Raw genomic sequence first — 19,313 nt, 5'->3', positions numbered from 1 at the left:
CGCCGCATGTATATCAGATGCTGATGGATCTCAGCATCTCGTTCAGCTTAATCACAGGATCTTCGTATTCGGCGAATCTGAATGAGACCTCGTAGCCTCTATCCGACACGATCTTGAAAGTTCTGCCGACGCAATCCGGTATTATATTGTTCGCTTCCAGCGGAAAGTATTCAGGCTTGATGATTGCAAGATCGCATTTTTCTCCGTCGTACCTGAGCTCGGCTATTCTCGAAGGGAACCGAACCAGGAATACGAGGAATGAAGAATTGTTTCCGCCGATCGAGAAACGCGAGCCAGGTTTTAAAACATGAATATTCCTCTTTCCGATATGCGGATTTTGCCTGTCGACGACAATCTCAAGCATGATCCGCTTGTTGGATTTAATTTCAATCTGTTGCGATGGATCGGCGCCTTTTCTTACGGTTTCCGCTTTGTGGTAGGCCGGCTTTGAGGCATTTAGTATTGCGAGCCTGTTGCGCTTCTCTTCTTCCTGCAAGCGGGCCAGAGCGGACACGGTTGATTGGTCCGGTTTCTTCTGAATCGAAGCCGCCAGTGTTTCGCCCGCTTGTTGTTTGCTTGCAGCGCCATCGGAGAATTCGTCGAGAGCGCTTGAATCATACGGCTTCGCCGTTTCAAACTGGAATATTTTTTTGCGGGATTCCGGCATTTGCGTAAGCGCATTCGAATTCGTGCGATCCAGTTGCTGTTGCTCGGTCGACAAACGGCTTGATGCGATTCTTTCTGACGAGTACGGTTTCGGAGTAATCTGTTCGATTTTTTTGGCCGATAGGGTATCGCCTGTTCCAGTCGATACCGCAAATTCCTTTGTTTCTCGGCGTTCATCAGTTTCGCCGTAATTCGCGCGGCGTAATACATGAGAGGGTTTGCTTGTGCGCTTCAAAATGAAAAAAGCGATTAGAAATGCCGAGAGAACCGTTAGAATGATAATGAAAACAGCATAGGAAAATGTTCTCCCGTTTTTCACGACTGTTGTAAAGGAAAACGGGACAAGCTGGACAGAAACCAATCCTTCCTGAGGCAGTACGCGAGTGTTCCCTGCGAATCGAAGCGTAAAGAGAAAATCATGCAACCCCAATTCTACGGTTGCAGGAATTTTGATTTGAGCTTTAAGCGTTGCCGTTTTTCCCGGATTGATGCGGATGAAGTTTTTTTCTTCCAAAACATCAGCACCGTTAAGGTAAATGCTGACAAGTTCCAGATTGAGATTCTGCGACGATGGATTGGTTATCTTCAAGGGTAGGGCGAACTGTCTTCCCCGTTTACCGAGATTATCCGGAAAAGAGACTTCAGGCATGCCGAAAGCCGAATCTGTGAAGGTCAGCTCGGCTCCCTCTTCCGGGAGAATGCTCGGGGTTATCGCAAGGGCATCTGTGAATGTGCTCGATATGTCCTGATATACTGTGCCGGTTGAAGTGGATTTTGTTGCATCGGGCGATCCGCCTGTTTCCCCGGCTTTAGACGTTACAACTGCTTTTTCCGAACCATCCGAATCGCTATTTCCGATATTATCCTGTATTGCTCGGCTGTGCTGCTCTTTCTTCTCTTTTGATCCTGGAACAGGATGAATTTGCGTTGTTCCGTCGAGGTTCGTAACAATGGCGTCGTCCGGAAAGGGCAACTTTACATAGTATACCTGCCATCCGGCGCCTCTGATTTTCGCAGTCATCATGTTGATTTCGGATTCTACCTGTTCAGTCGTCAAGGCTTGAAAGTCGCTGCTCTTCGGAGGATTGAATATTCCATCGGAAATGATGATGACTATTTTTTCGGTAGATTGGTTCAGGGTAGATAAATATTGCCAAGTGAAATGAAGACCGGAAATAAAGTCCGAGTTTTGTCCCAACGGATACAACAGCATAAATCTTGAAACGATTTTTGATATGTCTGATTCTGTTTTTACCGGTTGTACGATTTCAAGATTTACGCGGGAATTAAATGAAACCAGATGAAACGTGTCGCCCGGGCGAACGAATTTTTCCGTTATATCGACCAGAACCCGGCTATTTATCTGATCAAACCAGGGAAGTATCGTACCGGATGTATCCATCAAAACAACGATATCGGCGCTTGCCGCTTGAATTCTTAGAAGCGATCCGATGAGAAGAATCAGCGCAAGAAATCCCTGTTTTTTCTTCATAATGATACCCTTTTGCACTTCCACGGTTTTAATTTTCTTTTATATTGTTTTTCGCGAGTGCGTCCCGGAAAAACAAAAAGCACGCACCCGTTTTCAGAGTGCATGCTTCAACGAGCGTCGATTACATTCTAGAAAGAAGCCGCGGCAATGTTTTTGATGGAATAATTATATTCCTTTTCGTTGATCGTGAAGGTAAGGTTTTCGCCTTCCCGGTGATTCAATATTGCGTTTCCGAACGGCGACATGTAGGAAATAATCTTGTTGTCGGGATCGGATTCCCAGGGGCCGAGGATCGTGTAAGTTTCGTCGAGGCCGGTGTCGTTGTTTTTCAACGTTACAATTGTGCCGAAAGACACTCTGATGACGGTGACGGTAGTAGGATCGAAGGTCTGCGCCCGGTCGATTTCTTCCTGAAGCCTGGTCGCCGTTGTATTGAGAATATTCTGACGCTCCTTCGCCGCCTTGTATTCAGCGTTTTCTCTCAAGTCCCCGAGGGACAGGGCGAATCCGATTTCTTTCGAGTTGGCGGGAACTTCAACCTCGATAATCTGCTGCAGCTGCTTTTTCTTTTCTTCAAGCATGCGCGATGTGACGATAAGACCTCTCGATACGACGGTTTTTTCTTCCGAACCGAAGAACTTGAATCCCTTGTGATTCTCAAGGATCTTGTTTCGAAGATTCATCTTCAAGGAAGGATCGAGATCCTTCACGTCGTCGATGAGGGTATAAATTCGGGTAATGGTGTCTACGTCGCTCTTGAGGATGTAGTTCTCCAGCAAGGCATCCTTGCCGAAGAGGATGTTCAGCACCTGGCGGTTGATCTTTCTGTTTTCGGTTGTCTCCCGATGGTTGGCGATCTCGCGGTAGGTGATGTCGAGAATGTGAATAAGCGTGATGAGCTGCTTCTCATAGGGAATATTGAGTTCCTTGAACCACTCCGCTTCCTGCGAATTCTTGAAGAACCAGATCGCGCCCTCTCTGTAGTCCCGGTAATTATCGAAGCAAAGATCTGCCAGGGTCTGTACTTTCTCGGTATATCCGTCGAGAACAAGAGATTGGATGATGTCTACGCTCAGAACCGAAGGGAACAGCTTTACGTAGATGTCCGGCCAGTTGATGAGGAAATTCTTTATATCCTGAAGATAGCTTCTCTTAAGTCCGGAGTCTTTCAGCGCTATATAAACGGACGAAGGATCTTCGATTTCCGAGAAAAGCTCTGCGAAATTATAGTGAAGCCCCGGATTGAGGTGGGGATGCTTCGCTACGAGCTGTTTAACAACTAGATACGACGCGATGACCTGTTCGTTAACCTGATTGAACGCCTTGAGATAGCCGGCGAAGTATGAGAACATTTCAGCGAAATATTCCGAATCGGGCTCCGCTCGTTCCGAGAACATCATGAGCAGGTCGATTCTAGCGAAGAAGTTCTTTTGAGCCTTGAACTCGTTGAACAGTTTTTCTTCTATAGAGATGGGCCGATCGCGTACGACGTAAAGGTCGATGTTCGTAGGATTTACGCCGAAGCTTGGATCCTCCTGAAGTATCTTTCTCGCCTTCGTGCTCCAGCTCGTCCATTCATTCGCGGTTAAAATAGAAGGAACAAGTTCAGCTTTAACCTTTTTCAGGTCGCAATTATTGTCGTAGCTCTTGATAATCGTTTTCAAAGCCCAGGTGATGTCGCTCTTCACTTTGTCGTAAAGCTTCTCTTTTTTCCAGATGGCGCGGAGAACTGATATATGATCCTTCGATAAAGTTTGCAGGGAGCTCACGCCCATCTTGAGGCTCATCGTATGGCCCCTGTTCTTTGCGAAATCGATGGTAATCTCGTCGTTTTTTACGCTCGCGATGCGGCCTACGCCCCATGATCGATGGTATACGAAATTTCCCGCGTCGAATGAAATATGTTTTTCGAATTCAGCTATTGCTTCAAAAACATTTCGCCAGCTCTGATTGAGGTTCGAAGCGCGGATGTATTCGTCAAGCTGGCTGTGTCCGGCGTGCTTGCCCCGGAAGCATTCGACGATCTCTTTTCTCGCCCACGAATCCTTGTCGTCGTAACCGAGAATGATTTTCAATATGTCGATCGCGGTCGCCCATTCCTGTTTCGTCTTGTAGTACTCGTAGACTTCCTGCATGAGCATCGCGCTTCTGTCGTCGCCCATGATTTTGGAAATTTTGCGTTGTACATGATAGAAAAAATCGATTTCATCGGGAATCAACGCGACGAGATGCGACCAGATTTCCTTGACCGCGTTCGCCTGCTTTCGGTTGATGTATCTATACAGCGCTTTTTTATAAAACTCGACGGCTGGTTCCATTTCACCGTCTTTTTCATACTTTTCAGCCAGCTGTTTTGTGATGTCCGCTTCTTCATAGTCGATTTTGACCAGACGCTCCCAAATGTCGTAGATCTTTTCGTCGTCCGATTCCTTGTAGCAGTCTGCAAGAGTGCGGAGAGCGAATTTCGATTCGCCGTAATCGAGCATTCTGACGCACAGATACTCTACGATCGGGTTTTTGTGATTGTCTATGAAAATGCTTATCAAGCTTATAAGGGCCGAATCGTCGAGAAGCTGTCGTGAAAGCGCGGAAATTCCGGATATGTATAGCGCTATGATGCTGTTTTTCGTGTGAGACAAGTGTTCATCGCACAGAGCCTTGATTTCATCGATGCAGTTAGCCTGCTTTGCATCGCGTAGGATGGAATCCAGTTCCTTGAAGTTGCTGATTGAATAATTACTGATTGTGGCGCGGGTCCACTTCTCTTCATTCAGCATATCCTGGACAGATTTAATCAACGACTCGGACATATTCTTTTCTCCTGCAAATCCGGTTTACATTGTGTACTTGTTGTACACATCTGTATCCAATAATTTGATTTTAAGTAGTACTTCATTAATTCTCGACTTTTCATCCTCTACGTTAACGTAATGGTCGATAAGCCAAAAATACTGATTGATGAGCCGCGGTATCAGTACTGAACGATTCCCTGCAGCAGCATCCCGAATTTCATTCTCAAGAGCGAATATCGACTGTTTGAGTTTCCCGAACTCAAGCGCCCGTAATTCCCTTTTTATATTGAAAATACCGTATAAAACCCCGTATACCGGGATCCATTCGGCTAATTCTGCCCCTGAATATCCCAAAGCATGAACCTGGGCTTCAAGTCTTTTTATTACTTCCGACTCAAGGAAACACAGTTCAACTTGAGACGCTCCCTGAAAAAAAGCTTCCCTGAAAAGAACCTTCGAAAGTCTGGATTCGCCGCACAACGCATAACAGTCGGCCAGTTCGGCAAGAATCGCCGGTGAATCCTTCGTGCCGTCGTGCGCCTGTTCAAGCAGCTTCAGCGCTTGTTCATAATCTCCTAAAGCTTTATAACACAAACCTATCTTTCTATATAATTCCGGATCCTGAGAGTTAACATCCTCCCTGTACAGGGATTGGTAGAAACCGAGCGCTATTCTGAATGCACACTGCTTGAGCGCATAGAGTACAGGCTCTCTCTCCCGGCCTTGCTTCGACATAAACAGGGAGAATGGTTTCCATTGCGATACAAGAAACTCTCCTTTCTCAAAGGCCGTTGATGCGTTCTGTGCTTTTTTCAGCTTATCAGTCCAGAAATTGATGCCGGTTAGCGTATAGATAACGTCTTCGTTCTCAAGTTCATGTTGTAATAACTCTCTAATATCCCTATGCGCCTGTTCAAGCTCTCCCGTTTTGAGTACTTCGCAGACCTGGGGCAATGTTCCATGAACAGAATCTGTTATCATAATACCTACACAATTATACTCATTCTTTCCGTTTAGTCAATTAAGCTTTGTATTTACAGGTCGCTTCTACTTTGCTACTATTATACTATGAATAAAGAATACATCCTTGCCCCTTCGGTTTTAAGCGCTGACTTCTCCGCGTTGGGAGACGCGCTTCAGTTTATTGAACAAAAAGGCGGCGATTGGGTACATATCGATGTAATGGACGGACATTTCGTGCCGAATTTGACCTTCGGACCGCCGGTAATCGCGGCTTTGCGCAAACGAACATCGTTGCCCTTCGATGTCCATCTTATGACCTCAAATCCTGCGGAACATTTCGACTCATACATTGAAGCCGGAGCCGATTATCTTACATTTCATATCGAAGCCGAAATTCACGCCCATCGCCTTATTTCCCGCATTCATGAGGCGGGCAGGAAAGCCGGCATATCTCTAGTTCCGTCGACTCCTGTTTCAAGCCTGAAAGAGCTGCTGCCCCTTGTCGATTTAATACTCGTCATGACTGTGGACCCCGGCTTCGGAGGACAGAGCCTGATTCCGTCATGTCTTGAGAAAGTGAGAGAGCTGAAAAAGTTAAAGCAGGAAAACGATTTTTCGTATATAGTATCTGTGGACGGCGGTGTGAACTCACGCACCCTGGATTCCGCCTTGTCTGCCGGTTCTGATGTGATTGTTACCGGATCGGCTTTTTTCTCCGGAAATTTTCCGGTTTGAACATTGGATAAGTGTATTTAACTTCCATTGCTGGAGAGTTTGCATGAAAAAAACGAGTGTGTCTTTGTTTTTTGCTTTCGTATTATTAGTTTCTCTTACAGCGCAGGACGCGCTTGTGTCTGGACTGGACGCCTACGCGAAATCCGATTGGTCGACGGCTATTTTATCGTTCAGAAAGGCTCTTTCTTCCAGCGACGAGAAAAATCGGCCTGAGACATGGTTTTGGCTTATCATGTCAGAGCTATCCTCAGGAGACTACGAAACTGCGATGTCCGAAATGGAAAGATTCACCGCACGATATCCGGCAGACGCGCGCAACGCAGATTTGTCGTATCAAAAAGGACGAATCAAATATACCGAAGGAAAATATGAGGAATCCATTCAGGTTTTATATCGATATCTGAGCGAATGGCCCTCTCATGCGTCGATTTCCTCCGCTTATTACTGGATCGGCGAATGTTTGTATTCCACCGGCAGGTATGAAGAAGCCTCGTCGGTATTCAGGCTGGTCGTTGAACGATTCCCTGAATCGGTCAAAGGCGAAGCGGCCCGTTATCGGTTGGCCCTTATCGGGCAAACGGTTCGGGAAGACGAGTTGTTGCGACTGTTAAAACAAAGCCATGAGGAATCCTTAAAAATCATAGAAGAATACCAGCGCCGCGAGAAAACCTATGAACAGGCCATGACGGCATATCAAAAGCGCATCTCCGAGATGATAAAAGATACCCGCCTCGGCGATTTGGAAAAGCAATTAGGGGACGAAAAGCTCCGCAATTCTCGTTTGACCGACAGAATCGCAGTTTTGGAGAGCCAGAACGCCGAGTTGGCGGCTGCTTTGACCATGACAGGAGCCGCCCCGGCGGCTTTCCCTAACTCAGGCAAATCCGGCGAAGAGAGCGATTCTGTTGAACGAAAGCGAGCTTTGGAAGAATTGCGCACAAAGGCGCTCACTCTCGAAAACATATATTCCGATGCTCCAGTCGAGGTTTCGCCATGAAGAAGTTTTTTGCATTGATCTTACTCGCGGCCCTGATAACGCCGCTTTTCAGTTCTCAGCCGATTGAAGTCAGTTTTCGGAATTTGAAGCTTGTAGTGCATCCCGATTCAGGAAGTTTTTCTCTTCATCAACTTTCCGATGTCGGAAAAGGCCGTTATCGGGCATTGATCGAGGATCGAAACGCTTCAGCTACTTCATGGTTTTCAGTGCAGCTCGATAATAAGGTCTTCAAATTAGCGAGAAAAAGCGGAAGAAGCATCGAAGCTGAACGGACAGACGCCGGAGCGCGCGTAGTATTCACTCCTACAGACGACTTTCAGGCCATCCAGATTTTTACCTTTATCCCTGCACCCGGCCGCGTGGACTCGGCTTTTCTGAAGATCGAGACGATTATTGAAAACACCTCGGGGAAAACCCAAACAATAGCGTTAAAAGCCCTTTTCGATACGCTTCTCGGCGAGGCTTCAGGAATTCATTTCTCGACTCCGGTAAAAAAACGCATCTCCGCCGAGACAAGAATCAATCCTGCGCTCTCCAGGGACGCATATATCTCATCCCGTTCGGAAGACGCGTCGCTCGAGATTTTCTTGGACGATTCATCCGCGTCACGACCGGAAGAGGTGTATCTCGCAAATTGGGATCGTTTGAACACTCTTACCTGGAAACCCGACTATCTGGAGGGCCGTTCTTTTAACAGCATATATTCCATAAATGATTCCGCGATTTTATTCGTATGGCCGGCTTCGGAAATTCGCGCGAATAAAACCTATGAGAACGTCATGATCCTCGGCACGGATGCGTCTGTTATTATCGATGCAGGATCGACCTCGCTCGCAGCACCGAATTCGACTACGCCTGTTGGAACCGGTCTCTCTGAACCGATTCCTCTGACGGAAAATGAACGATTGAGACAGATACGTGAAATTCTGACGAGAATCGATGAATTGCAGAGAAACCCCGCGTCGACGACTGATGCGGAATTGCAGGCTTTAAATCAATCTCTCGATGTGCTGTTGTTGAATGCTCCTCGGTGATAGCTGAAATATGCCCCTGACCATACTGCAAAAAGCAAAAAAACTGTTCGACCAAAAAAAATACTCTCAAGTCATATCCCTTCTGGAGCCCAATATACTCCAATATAGGGAATCGTTTCAGTTTTATCTGTATCTTGGGCTTTCCTGTCTTCATACCGGAGATGCAGGAGGCGCTTCGTCTTATTTTCAAAGAGCCCGTCAGATTAAAATGCGCGATCCCGACTTATTGACGGCGCAGGCTGCGTTGTTTCTCCGGCGAGGCGAGACTGATCAGGCCGTCGAGTACTATCTGGATGCATTGGAGTATGATCCCGATCACGCTTTGGCGAAAAAGGCCTTGCAATTTATTCGTAAAAAAGGCGATAAGGAAACTTTTTTGAATATGGCCGAAACCGGAAAAATTACCGCTTTTTATCCGAAACCCCGCCGTACAAGCCTTCATCCAGCCGCAGTTGCAGCTCCTCTGGCGGTTTTCATTCTGTGCGCATCGATTTTCGGCATCAAAGCAGTTTCGCTGTCGGTCGGACAGGAAACTCGGGCTGATCTGTCGTCAATCAGTCTTCAGGCCATAGATCTGAAAAATTCTGTGGAAGCAGGCGGGAGCTATAGGTACATACTTACAGAAAAACAAGTGGTTCAGGCTTTCGAGAATTCTCAGAGGTATTTTCAGTCTTATCGTGACAACCAGGCGCAGGTGGAAATCAATAGAATACTCAATTCTAACGCTTCTATTGCTGTTCGCACCAAAGCGCGCCTGCTGATGGAGTATCTTTCGGAACCGGGATTCGATACTTTGAAGGATAATTTTTCCTACGCGACCGTTATTCAGGATGCGTACTTGTATCAGGATTGCTGGATTCGATGGAAGGGGATGGCCGCCAATGTCTCTGCTCCGGACGATCGATTCGGTTTTAATTTTCTGGTGGGGTACGACACGCGCAGCGCGCTTGAAGGAATAGTTCCCGTCAGTTTCGACAAGCCCGTCTTTCTTGACCCTTCGCGTCCGTTCGAGCTTCTGGCGAAGATTCGAATCGAAAACGGAAGTCTGTCGCTTCTCGGCGGCGGAATCTACCAGAGCGTTTCTCCCTAGCTTTCCTGGAAAGGTCCGTTGCGTTCAAGGTATTCAAGAGGGGAAAAGCCGTCGATAAGCGGCGCCATTTGCCTGTCCAGCGAAATCGTGAGCACGATATGAGCGCTCAAGGTAGTCGATTCGATGACTTCCATAAAGGACAGTTCTCGTTTCGTAGCCGGACAATCGATCGTGTCGCAGGCGACGAATCGATGGATCATTCCTTTGTCTTTAAGTTCCTGCAGGCGCGCGGCTGCCGGCTCGGACAACACAGGATGCACGATCATTACATTGATTTCGGCGCATTCCCGAGCGGATAATTCCTGAATTAACCCGTATATCGAACCGCCGGTATCGATCATATCGTCGATAATCCATATTATCTTGTCCTTCAGGGGGACAGCGGACAGAAGGTTGATGCACTCGACTGTATTGGCCTTTTCGAGGCTTCTCTGCTTATGTGCTACCATCAACTGCGTGCCGAACGCGCTCGCAAAACCCTTGGCAAGTTTTTCGCCTCCTGCGTCTACCGAACAGAATAAGAGCGAATCACGGTAAAATGTATTCATTTTCTCGGTAGACATGAACACATGTTCGCAGAGGTAGCGTTGAAGAAGCGATATGGCCGGCACGTCGTCGACGGCGCAAAGACAGGGGTCGAAAATGGTTTTCGATTTATCCGAATGGAGTTGATAGGTTATCAGATGGTCCGCGCCCAGCGAAATAAGCGTCTTGTAATGAATCCATAAGCCCACGGAATTCCTTCTGGTGGTTCTATCCGATCTGCTGCAGGATATGAAGGGCTCGAAAACGATGATTTCTTTAGCCTGAGAACGCTGCAGCACATCTATCGTGTGGTATAACTCCTGTTTACAGCTTTCCACCGAAAGACCCGCTTCATTTCTTGCGCAGGTAGTGAATAAAAAAACCGTTTTCCCTCTGACTGAATTATGCAGAACGACTTCCATTTCTCCGTCGGCGAATTGGAGCACCGACAGTTCTTCGGTGTAATCAAATCCATCCGGTAAAAGCAGTCTTTCGGGATTGCGCCGGATGGCGTTTACCACTTTTTTTGCATAACCAACGCACGATCTTGTCGCCAAAATCAAAAATGGTTCGATCATTTTTTAATAATACACTGACTTATCCTGTTATAGTGTTTTTTTTTTCCGTTTTTTTTGGTACAATGACAGGCAGGATTATGGATTGCGCCTATATCATAGTCAGGGAGGAAAAGGTGGCAAAGATGGCAAACGAATTTAATGCTAACGCTGATTTGGGGGAGAAATTAAAAGCCCTTGAAGTAGCGAGGCTCCAAATTGAAAAGCAGTTTGGACAGGGCTCCCTGATGAAATTGGGCACCGGTGCTAATACGCCGGGAATAGAAGCGATCCCGTCCGGAAGCATACTCCTTGACGAAGCGCTTGGAATCGGCGGCTATCCGAAGGGCAGAGTAATAGAAATATACGGCCCCGAATCGTCCGGTAAAACAACTCTCGCGCTTCATGCCATAGCGGAAGCCCAGAAAATGGGCGGAATTGCCGCTTTCATCGACGCTGAACACGCTCTCGATCCCGTATACGCCAGAAACTTAGGCGTAAACATCGACGATTTATGGGTGTCTCAGCCGGATACCGGCGAACAAGCCCTTGAAATAGCTGAAAGCCTGGTGAGATCCGGCGCCGTCGACATCATCGTAGTCGATTCGGTAGCCGCGCTCACGCCCCAGGCTGAAATCGAAGGCGATATGGGCGATTCTCATATGGGGCTACAGGCTCGATTGATGAGCCAGGCTCTGCGGAAGCTCACCGGCATTCTGGGAAAATCGAAGTGCATCATCATTTTCATAAATCAAATACGTATGAAAATCGGCGTCATGTTCGGCAACCCGGAAACAACGACAGGCGGAAACGCTTTGAAATTTTACGCGTCCTTAAGACTCGAGGTTAGAAAAATTGAAACGATCGACAAGGGCGAAGAAGACGCCGTCGGAAACCGCGTCCGAGTGAAGGTCGTGAAGAATAAGGTGTCTCCTCCCTTCCGCAAGGTTGAGCTGGACATTATATTCGGCAAGGGAATCTCTGCGGTTTCCAGCCTTCTAGATGCCGCCGTCAAGCACGAAATGATCGACAAGAAGGGCGCCTGGTATTCAATGGGCGATGAGAAAATCGGACAGGGCCGCGAAAATGCCATCACTTTTTTGCAGGGTAATGAGGAACTTCGAGCAACTCTCGAAACAAAGCTGCGGGCGAAGCTTTTTCCCGGTCAAATTATTAAGAAAATAGAGGCTCCCGCCCCCGATTCTTTGAAAAAGACCGAATCCGCCGCGAAAAAGCCCAAGGTCGAGGCGCCTGCGGCAGACGGCGGTTTGTTTTAATCAATGACTCAAGTCGTATTAGGTCTCGGGTCGAACTGCGGAGAATCCGTATCGTATTTTCGTCATGCCGTCGAATCTCTGGAAAAGGAGATTCATCAGATGAAAATGTCTTCAATATATAAGACAAAACCGATGGAGTATCTTCAACAGGACGATTTTTACAATATGGTAATCGCCGGAATGTATTCCGGAACGGCCGAACATCTGCTGGATGCCGTATTGGACATTGAAAACGTGAATTTACGCGATCGTTCCAGTGAAATTCGATACGGACCCCGGACGCTTGATATCGACGTCGAATTGTTCGGAAATTCGGTAATAGATACGCCTCGGCTGCAGGTGCCTCATCCGAGAATGAAGAATCGACAATTCGTGCTGATTCCCCTGCTTGAAATTCTTCCACAACTATCAGATCCTCTTACGGGACGGTTGTTTCAGGATATTTGCGCAGCATTACCCGATCAAGGGGTTCTAAAGGCAGGAACGCTCTATGGAAGCTGATAATCAGACTGCAAACGCGGAACAGGGAAATACGTTCCGTATTAACGATTTTGAAGGACCTCTGGATCTCCTGCTTTTTTTGATTAAAAAGAACGAGGTGAATATCTATGATATTCCGATAGGCCATATCACCGAGCAATATCTGGAATACCTCGATTATGCTGTGGGATCCGATCTTTCAAGTTTGACGGAATTTTATGCGTTAGCCGCAACTCTACTGTATATAAAGAGCAGAATGCTCCTTCCTGTCGAGATCGTTCTCGACGACGAAGAAATCGACGACCCCCGGCAGGAACTGGTCGACAAGCTTATCGAATACCAGAAATACAAAAAGCTCTCGGAATTGATGGAGCAAAAAGAAAGCGAAGCCGAGTGGGTTTTTGAAAGAAAGAAAATTCAGCGTCCGCTTCCTTTCGGCGAAGAAGAATTGTGGGAGCGCGTGGATACCTGGGATCTTTTAAAAACCTTTTCAAATCTCGTATCCAGTTATAATTCGGAGAGAATACTAGATTTATACGAAGAAGTATCCGTGAACGAAAAGATCACTCTGATGAACGAATTATTGGAAACTCGCGGAGAATGTCTGTTTACGGATTTGATCGTCCGGAAGGGCAATCTGATGGATGTAGTGTGCGCGTTTATGGCGATTCTCGAGGCAGTCAAGTTCAGAATGGCGAGCGTGTGGCAGAACCGCATGTTCGGCGATATAAAAATACGGCCCTGGGAGAAGATTTCCATCGACGAGATGGAATTGACGGTCGAGGGGTGACATAGAGTATGGAGTATAAAATGGAAAAAGAAACCGCCCTGGTCGAAGCCATCTTGTATTTGGAGAATGAACCGCTCGATGAAGCGGCGATCGTGAGGGTTTCCGGTCTTTCCCTGGATGTAGTCAACCAGACGCTTGAACTGTTGAAGGAACGATACGCCGACGAAGCCCATGGAATTGAAATGGTTCAGATCTCGGGGGATGGACGATAAGCCCCAAGAAAGAGTTGTGGGATTGCTTAAAAGATAAATACGGCAAAAAAAACGATAACAAGCTGTCGCGGGCCGCGATGGAGACTCTTTCAATTATCGCGTATTCGCAGCCGATCACCCGCTCTGAAATCGAAGCTATACGGGGAGTTTCGGCCGACAACATGATCCGGCTGCTCGCCGAGCGTAATTTGATCAAGGAAGTAGGCAAAAAGGACATTCCGGGAAAGCCCGTTCAATTCGGAACGACCAAGGAATTTTTAAAAGTATTCCGCCTCAGCAGCATCGCGGACTTGCCAAAATTGGATGAAACAGAAAGTGACAGATTTGAACTCGCCCGATAAAGAAATGCGCCTCCAGGTTTTTCTCGCTCACGCCGGTGCAGCCTCGCGACGCGGAGCTGAAAGATTGATTCTCGACGGACGGGTAAGCGTGAACGGAGCCGTAGTGTCCGAGATGGGCGTAAAAGTCCGCCTGGACGATCGGATATGTCTCGACGGCAATCCGCTTAGGCTCGAAGAAACGAAGCGGTATGTGCTTCTTCATAAACCTTCCGGACATGTTTGTTCTCTTTCGGACGAGAAGGGCCGTCCTGTAGCCGCCGATTTGCTGAAAGAAGCCTATTCGGAGCGACTGTATAATATCGGCAGGCTGGATATGTTTTCTTCGGGTGCCTTGATTTTTACCAATGACGGAGAATTCGCATCGATCGTCGGGCATCCGTCGGCTGAAATCGAGAAAGAGTATATTGTCGAGACAAGTCTTCCGTATCGCGACGATCTGGTATCGTCTTTTATCGGGGGCATCCGGATCGATTCGGTGTTTTATAAATGCAAGGAAGCTGAGCGCATTTCATCGAGACGATTGAGAATCGTTCTTGTAGAAGGGAAAAACAGGGAAATCCGCCGGGTTCTCGAACACTTCGACGTCCGGGTAAAAAAACTGATCAGAATTCGCATCGGATCGGTGCTCTTGGGAGATATGCCGCCGGGAGCCTTCAGGAATCTGACCGATGCGGAGGTGCAAAACCTCGCAAATAGAGCAAATCCCGCATCAACAGGTGACTATATATGATTATCGCTATCGACGGCCCGGCAGGATCCGGAAAGAGCACCATAGCCAAGATTATCGCTGAAAGAACCGGTTTAACCTTTATGAACACCGGAAGTTTTTACCGCGGCGTCACCCTGGCCCTTCTGCGCAGCCTGGGCGGTGCCCTGGACGGTTCGGGCGGAGCATCTCCAGATCTTTCAGATGAAGACGCGATAATATCTTTCGCGAAATCCGTCCCGCTCGCCTACAAAAATGGCAGGCTCTTCATCGGACCGGAGGACGTCGAGAGCTATTTACGCAGCGATTCCGTCGAATCAATCGTCGCTCCGTTGTCGGCTATCGTCGGCGTTCGTCACATCGTCAACGAAAAAATTCGCGCCGTTGCCCGCGAAACCGGCGTTGTGTGCGAAGGAAGAGATATGACCACCGTCGTATTCCCGGACGCGGACTGTAAGTTTTTTCTCGACGCTTCGCCTGCGTCGCGGGCAAAACGACGGTTCGATCAAGGCACCAGTTCGCTATCATTGAAAGAAATCGAAGCTTCGATTGCCGAAAGAGATCTAATAGATAGAAATAAAAAAGAAGGAAGCCTGAAAATCGCCCCCGATGCCGTCTATATCGATACATCGGACTTGACCATACAGAACGTTTGTGACATGATGATAACCAAAATTCACTTATAAGGGTTGGTTATGGATCAGATGGAAGTGGCAAAGGATGGTCAGAAGAACTCCGGCGAGGACATCCAGCAGACACGATTACAGGAAGAATACCTGAAGTCGTTCCAGTCTCTCGAAGAGGGACAGCTTGTTGACGGTATTGTCATCCAGGTAACAAACGAACAGGTTTTTATTGATGTCGGTTATAAATCCGAAGGCAAGATTCCGGTTGCGGAGTTTACCGAACTGCCGAAAGTGGGCGATACCGTCAGCGTAGTTCTCGAAAAGAAAGAGAATAAGCACGGCGAGGTTATCGTTTCCAAACAGAAGGCCGACGTAAAGGTTTTCTGGAAAAATCTCAGACAAGCTTTTCAGGACAAGGTTCCCGTAGAAGGAACTATCGATAAAGTAGTGAAGGGCGGATACGAAGTCCTGCTCGGCGCAGGCGTTCGCGCGTTCCTTCCGATCAGCCAATCAGACAGCCAGAAAGTTGAGAAGGCCGAAAAACTTCTCGCTCTCAAGGCGATGTTTTATGTAGAGCGCCTCTATTCAGACAACAAGGTCAATGTGGTCGTCAACCGCAGAAAGTACCTCGAGGAACAGACAGAGGTCAACCGCGAGAAATTCTTCAAGGATATCCAGATCGGAGATTCGGTCACCGGCGTCGTCAAAAGCTTCACCAGCTTCGGCGCCTTCATCGATCTCGGCGGCTTCGACGGCCTTCTTCATATCAACGATATGAGCTGGGGCCACGTTACCCGGCCTAAGGATTTCGTGAAGAAGGGACAGGAAATCACCCTCAAGGTAATCCGCCTCGATCCGGAAGACAAGAGAATCAATCTTTCTCTGAAGCACTTCTCCGAAGATCCGTGGCTGCACTTTGAAGACAAGTTCCATGTTAACGACGTCGTGAAGGGCAAGGTTACCAAGTTGACCGAGTTCGGCGCGTTCATCGAACTGGAAGAGGGAATCGAAGGCCTCGCGCACATCAGCGAGTTCAGCTGGGTTAAAAAAATCAACAAGCCCGAAGACATGGTCAAGATCGGCGACGAACTTGAATGCATGATTCTGGGATACGATATCCAAGCCGGACGCGTTTCGCTCGGACTCAAGCAGGTAACCGACAATCCTTGGGATTCCATCGCCAAGAAGTATCCCAGCGGCACCAAGCTGACCCGCAAAATCGTAAAGGTCACCAATGCCGGCGCATTCGTAGAACTCGAAGAAGGAATCGACGGTTTCCTTCATGTCGACGACCTTTCATGGACCCGCAAGATCAAGCATCCCGGCAGCGAACTTTCTGTTGATCAGGAAATCGAAGTCATGGTTATTGAGATCGATCCCGACAACAGACGCATCCGCGTCGGCGTTAAGCAGCTCTCGGACGATCCGTGGCAGAATTTCGCGGCAGCGAACCCTCCCGGAACATCCGTCGAAGGCGAGATTACCTCTATCACCGATTTCGGTGTTTTCCTCAAGGTAGCCGGGGGAATCGAAGGTTTGATCAACAAGCAGAACCTCACAGAATCCCGTGAAGAAACCTTCGAAGACGCTGTAAAAAAGTATACCGTCGGAGAAACCATTAAAGTAGTCGTTGTAGAAGTAAGCCCTGATAAGCAGAAGGTCGCTTTCTCAATCAAGGACTATAAAAAGAAAGTTCAAAGAGAAGAAATTTCCCGGTATATGTCTTCTGAAGAAGAGAAAAACGACGGCGCATATACGCTCGGAGATTTTTTGAAAAACAAGAACAACTGATTATGATTTCGATGAGCGGCATTGATGAAACTGTCTAGTTCCCTTGACACTGAAAAACTCAATGCTCTTATCGAGATTAATACGCTAATCAACTCTAATTATTCCGATGTAAGCGCATTGCTGGCTCATATACTTGAGTCGGCAATGCGTCTTGTTTCCGGCGAAGCTTCTTCCCTTCTTTTGGTAGATTCAAGTAAACAGTACCTTCGTTTCGAAATCGCTCTTGGCCCGAAAGGTCTCGAAGCAAAGAAATTCATTGTAAAAATGGACGAAGGCATAGCCGGCTGGGTTGTAAAAAACAACCGGAGCCTTATCGTAAACGATGTCGCAAACGATCCTCGTTTTAATCCCGCGGTTCAACAGTCCACCGGCTATCGTACTCAGAACATGCTCGCCGTCCCGATGAGGGTCAAAGACGAGTGCATCGGCGTTATTGAAATTTTGAATAAAGGCGCTGAATGCGGTTTTACCCTTCAGGACCTTGAAGTTCTTGAAATACTCGCTAATCAGGCAGCGCTTGCGTACCAGAACGCTCGTTTTCTGCAACGCTCGCGGGATGAAATCGTTGTTCTTCAGGATCAGATAGCAACTGATAGAGGCTATCATACGATGATAGCGCGCAGTCCTGTTATTCTGGAAAAGCTTGATATCGTTGAACGGGTGGCAAAATCAGATTCATCGGTGCTTATTCTCGGAGAGAGCGGGGTAGGCAAGGAATTGATTGCAGAACAGCTTCATCTGAAAAGCGATCGGGCTTCCAAGCCTTTTGTTCGGGTGAATTGCGCAGCGCTACCTGAAGGATTGCTCGAAAGCGAATTGTTCGGCCATGTCAAGGGAGCCTTCACCGATGCTATCAGCAACAGGAAGGGCCGCTTCGAGATGGCGGACCAGGGCACGATTTTTCTCGACGAAATCGGCGATCTGCCATTGGCTCTTCAATCGAAACTTCTTCGGGTTATTCAAAACAGAACCTTCGAAAAGCTGGGGTCGAGCGATACTATCACCGTTAATGTCCGTATCGTCGCCGCGACTAATAGAGATATCGAAAAACTGGTTGAAGAACAAAAGTTCCGGTCTGATCTGTACTACAGGCTCAATGTGTTGCCTATGTATATACCGCCGCTTCGCCAACGCCTCGAAGATATTCCCGAGCTTGCGCTTTTTTTTCTCAAAAAGTTCCGGCATGAGGTCAAAAAGGATTTTCTCGGATTCTCGGAAGGGGCGATGAGCGCGATCATTTCTTATTCCTGGCCGGGAAACATACGCGAACTGGAAAATACGATAGAAAGGGCGTGCGTCATAGGAAAGCCCCCGTACATACGGGAAGAAGATTTACTCTTGAATATCCGGACAATGCCTGATAATAATATAGACGGAGATAAAAGTCTTAAATCCGTTTTGAACCTTTTCAAGAAGCATTATATTCAGAAAGTTTTAGAAGAAAATCAATGGAATCAAACTGCGACGGCAGGGATTCTGGATATACAACGTACATATCTATCACGATTGATTAAGGAATTGGAAATTAAGGAGAAATGACGAAGATGGCTATTGCATCAAAAGGTGAAACTACCGCGGAAACTGTGAAATTGTCGCATAAGGTGTCGGAGATTCTACTTAAGCATCGACTTTGGATATTGACCGCCCTGGCCGCTTGTACCATTCTCTTTGCGGTTATCGCAACCGTCAGCGTTGTAATCGGTAAGTCGAACGAAAAAGCGTTTGAAATAATCGAACTCCGGGTTTCCGCCTGGGAGGAAGCTCGTATCTCTACGGACAAGGCTGCCATAACCGCCGCAGAGGATGCTCTTATTGCCGAATTGACTCCTATCGCCGAAAAACAGATGAAGCGTTTCGCGGGAATTCGCGCTGCGATGTCCCTGGGTGAAGTCTATTTCGCAAAAAAAGACTGGGCGACGGCGCAGAAGTGGTATGTTCAAGCAGGCCAGGCGGATGTTCAGGCTTATACTTCCGGCATCGCATTTTTCAACGCGGCTGTTTGCGCAGACGAACTGAACAATGCCGACGAAGCGGCGCTATACTTCAAGACAGCAAGCGATACTTCTTCGTTTTCGATGAAGCCCCGCGCTTTATTTAATCTGGGAAGAGTTGAAGAACAGAGAATGAATACCGAAGCCGCCGCAGAGGCGTATAAAAAACTTGCCGCCGATTATCCCGAAGACCAGTGGACCAAGCTTGCAAAGTCGCGTCTGGTCGCTATGGAAGTGAAATAACCCTCGAG

14 protein-coding genes and 2 pseudogenes are annotated in these 19,313 nt (G+C 47.7%); 12 read left to right on the top strand and 4 right to left on the bottom strand.

Annotated features, from left to right (window positions below; translation table 11 throughout):
• Positions 1–13 precede the first annotated feature (13 nt).
• The 3 genes from K7J14_RS08535 to K7J14_RS08525 all read right to left on the bottom strand — a co-directional run bounded on the left by K7J14_RS08535 (position 14) and on the right by K7J14_RS08525 (position 5,931).
• Entirely contained in the window at positions 14–2,158 is a 2,145-nt protein-coding gene (locus K7J14_RS08535) for a vWA domain-containing protein (protein ID WP_230755279.1), read from the bottom strand.
• Between the two features lie 128 nt (positions 2,159–2,286).
• Positions 2,287–4,968, bottom strand: coding sequence for a transcription elongation factor GreA (gene greA, locus K7J14_RS08530; protein ID WP_230755278.1), 2,682 nt, complete (start codon positions 4,966–4,968; stop codon positions 2,287–2,289).
• A gap of 24 nt (positions 4,969–4,992) precedes the next feature.
• A complete protein-coding gene (locus K7J14_RS08525) occupies positions 4,993–5,931 on the bottom strand; it encodes a tetratricopeptide repeat protein (protein WP_230755277.1) in 939 nt (312 codons plus the stop codon).
• An 87-nt stretch (positions 5,932–6,018) separates the two neighbouring features.
• Between K7J14_RS08525 and rpe the strand changes: the two genes are divergently transcribed.
• From rpe to K7J14_RS08505, 4 genes are read left to right on the top strand one after another with little or no spacing between them, the layout of a single operon-like run.
• Entirely contained in the window at positions 6,019–6,648 is a 630-nt protein-coding gene (rpe, locus tag K7J14_RS08520; protein ID WP_230755276.1) for a ribulose-phosphate 3-epimerase, read from the top strand.
• Between the two features lie 43 nt (positions 6,649–6,691).
• Complete coding sequence (locus K7J14_RS08515) at positions 6,692–7,645, top strand: tetratricopeptide repeat protein (protein WP_230755275.1); 954 nt, start codon at positions 6,692–6,694, stop codon at positions 7,643–7,645.
• Positions 7,642–8,679 (top strand): hypothetical protein, encoded by a 1,038-nt coding sequence (locus K7J14_RS08510; protein WP_230755273.1) that lies wholly within the window; start codon positions 7,642–7,644, stop codon positions 8,677–8,679. The genes K7J14_RS08515 and K7J14_RS08510 overlap by 4 nt, the downstream gene beginning before the upstream one ends.
• A 10-nt stretch (positions 8,680–8,689) precedes the next feature.
• Positions 8,690–9,769, top strand: a complete 1,080-nt coding sequence (locus K7J14_RS08505) for a tetratricopeptide repeat protein (protein WP_230755272.1) — start codon at positions 8,690–8,692, stop codon at positions 9,767–9,769.
• Here the strand turns inward: K7J14_RS08505 and prs are convergent.
• A complete protein-coding gene (gene prs, locus K7J14_RS08500) occupies positions 9,766–10,872 on the bottom strand; it encodes a ribose-phosphate diphosphokinase (RefSeq protein WP_230755271.1) in 1,107 nt (368 codons plus the stop codon). The genes K7J14_RS08505 and prs overlap by 4 nt on opposite strands.
• Before the next feature lie 113 nt (positions 10,873–10,985).
• On the opposite strand from prs, the gene recA reads away from it, so the two are divergent.
• From recA to K7J14_RS08460, 8 genes and pseudogenes are all read left to right on the top strand, one after another.
• The gene (recA, locus tag K7J14_RS08495; RefSeq protein ID WP_330165595.1) at positions 10,986–12,125 is read left to right on the top strand and encodes a recombinase RecA; all 1,140 of its coding nucleotides are present in this window, start codon (positions 10,986–10,988) and stop codon (positions 12,123–12,125) included.
• A 3-nt stretch (positions 12,126–12,128) separates the two neighbouring features.
• A complete protein-coding gene (folK, locus tag K7J14_RS08490) occupies positions 12,129–12,626 on the top strand; it encodes a 2-amino-4-hydroxy-6-hydroxymethyldihydropteridine diphosphokinase (RefSeq protein ID WP_230755269.1) in 498 nt (165 codons plus the stop codon).
• Entirely contained in the window at positions 12,616–13,395 is a 780-nt protein-coding gene (locus K7J14_RS08485) for a segregation and condensation protein A (RefSeq protein WP_230755267.1), read from the top strand. The genes folK and K7J14_RS08485 overlap by 11 nt, the downstream gene beginning before the upstream one ends.
• Positions 13,396–13,403: 8 nt before the next feature.
• Positions 13,404–13,948: pseudogene (gene scpB, locus K7J14_RS08480) on the top strand (SMC-Scp complex subunit ScpB).
• Positions 13,911–14,678: a pseudouridine synthase gene (locus K7J14_RS08475; RefSeq protein WP_230755265.1), complete on the top strand. Its 768-nt coding sequence runs from the start codon at positions 13,911–13,913 to the stop codon at positions 14,676–14,678. The pseudogene scpB and the gene K7J14_RS08475 overlap by 38 nt, the downstream one beginning before the upstream one ends.
• Positions 14,675–17,071: pseudogene (gene rpsA, locus K7J14_RS08470) on the top strand (30S ribosomal protein S1). Before K7J14_RS08475 ends, rpsA begins: the two are co-directional and overlap by 4 nt.
• A gap of 24 nt (positions 17,072–17,095) precedes the next feature.
• The gene (locus K7J14_RS08465) at positions 17,096–18,610 is read left to right on the top strand and encodes a sigma-54-dependent Fis family transcriptional regulator (protein WP_230755263.1); all 1,515 of its coding nucleotides are present in this window, start codon (positions 17,096–17,098) and stop codon (positions 18,608–18,610) included.
• Between the two features lie 5 nt (positions 18,611–18,615).
• Complete coding sequence (locus tag K7J14_RS08460; RefSeq protein ID WP_230755261.1) at positions 18,616–19,305, top strand: tetratricopeptide repeat protein; 690 nt, start codon at positions 18,616–18,618, stop codon at positions 19,303–19,305.
• Positions 19,306–19,313 lie beyond the last annotated feature (8 nt).

Origin of the sequence: Teretinema zuelzerae, assembly GCF_021021555.1 — a bacterium.
In the GTDB taxonomy this organism is placed as follows: Bacteria; Spirochaetota; Spirochaetia; order Treponematales; family Treponemataceae; genus Teretinema; species Teretinema zuelzerae.
The sequence above is the reverse complement of the archived record's forward strand: the minus strand, read 5'-3'. Positions and strand labels throughout refer to the sequence as shown.

What these genes read in the sequence shown, in the direction of transcription:
- K7J14_RS08535 (WP_230755279.1), bottom strand. Translation starts at nt 2,158, where the DNA reads ATGAAGAAAAAACAGGGATTTCTTGCGCTGATTCTTCTCATCGGATCG.
- greA (WP_230755278.1), bottom strand. Translation starts at nt 4,968, where the DNA reads ATGTCCGAGTCGTTGATTAAATCTGTCCAGGATATGCTGAATGAAGAG.
- K7J14_RS08525 (WP_230755277.1), bottom strand. Translation starts at nt 5,931, where the DNA reads ATGATAACAGATTCTGTTCATGGAACATTGCCCCAGGTCTGCGAAGTA.
- rpe (WP_230755276.1), top strand. Translation starts at nt 6,019, where the DNA reads ATGAATAAAGAATACATCCTTGCCCCTTCGGTTTTAAGCGCTGACTTC.
- K7J14_RS08515 (WP_230755275.1), top strand. Translation starts at nt 6,692, where the DNA reads ATGAAAAAAACGAGTGTGTCTTTGTTTTTTGCTTTCGTATTATTAGTT.
- K7J14_RS08510 (WP_230755273.1), top strand. Translation starts at nt 7,642, where the DNA reads ATGAAGAAGTTTTTTGCATTGATCTTACTCGCGGCCCTGATAACGCCG.
- K7J14_RS08505 (WP_230755272.1), top strand. Translation starts at nt 8,690, where the DNA reads ATGCCCCTGACCATACTGCAAAAAGCAAAAAAACTGTTCGACCAAAAA.
- prs (WP_230755271.1), bottom strand. Translation starts at nt 10,872, where the DNA reads ATGATCGAACCATTTTTGATTTTGGCGACAAGATCGTGCGTTGGTTAT.
- folK (WP_230755269.1), top strand. Translation starts at nt 12,129, where the DNA reads ATGACTCAAGTCGTATTAGGTCTCGGGTCGAACTGCGGAGAATCCGTA.
- K7J14_RS08485 (WP_230755267.1), top strand. Translation starts at nt 12,616, where the DNA reads ATGGAAGCTGATAATCAGACTGCAAACGCGGAACAGGGAAATACGTTC.
- K7J14_RS08475 (WP_230755265.1), top strand. Translation starts at nt 13,911, where the DNA reads ATGAAACAGAAAGTGACAGATTTGAACTCGCCCGATAAAGAAATGCGC.
- K7J14_RS08465 (WP_230755263.1), top strand. Translation starts at nt 17,096, where the DNA reads ATGAAACTGTCTAGTTCCCTTGACACTGAAAAACTCAATGCTCTTATC.
- K7J14_RS08460 (WP_230755261.1), top strand. Translation starts at nt 18,616, where the DNA reads ATGGCTATTGCATCAAAAGGTGAAACTACCGCGGAAACTGTGAAATTG.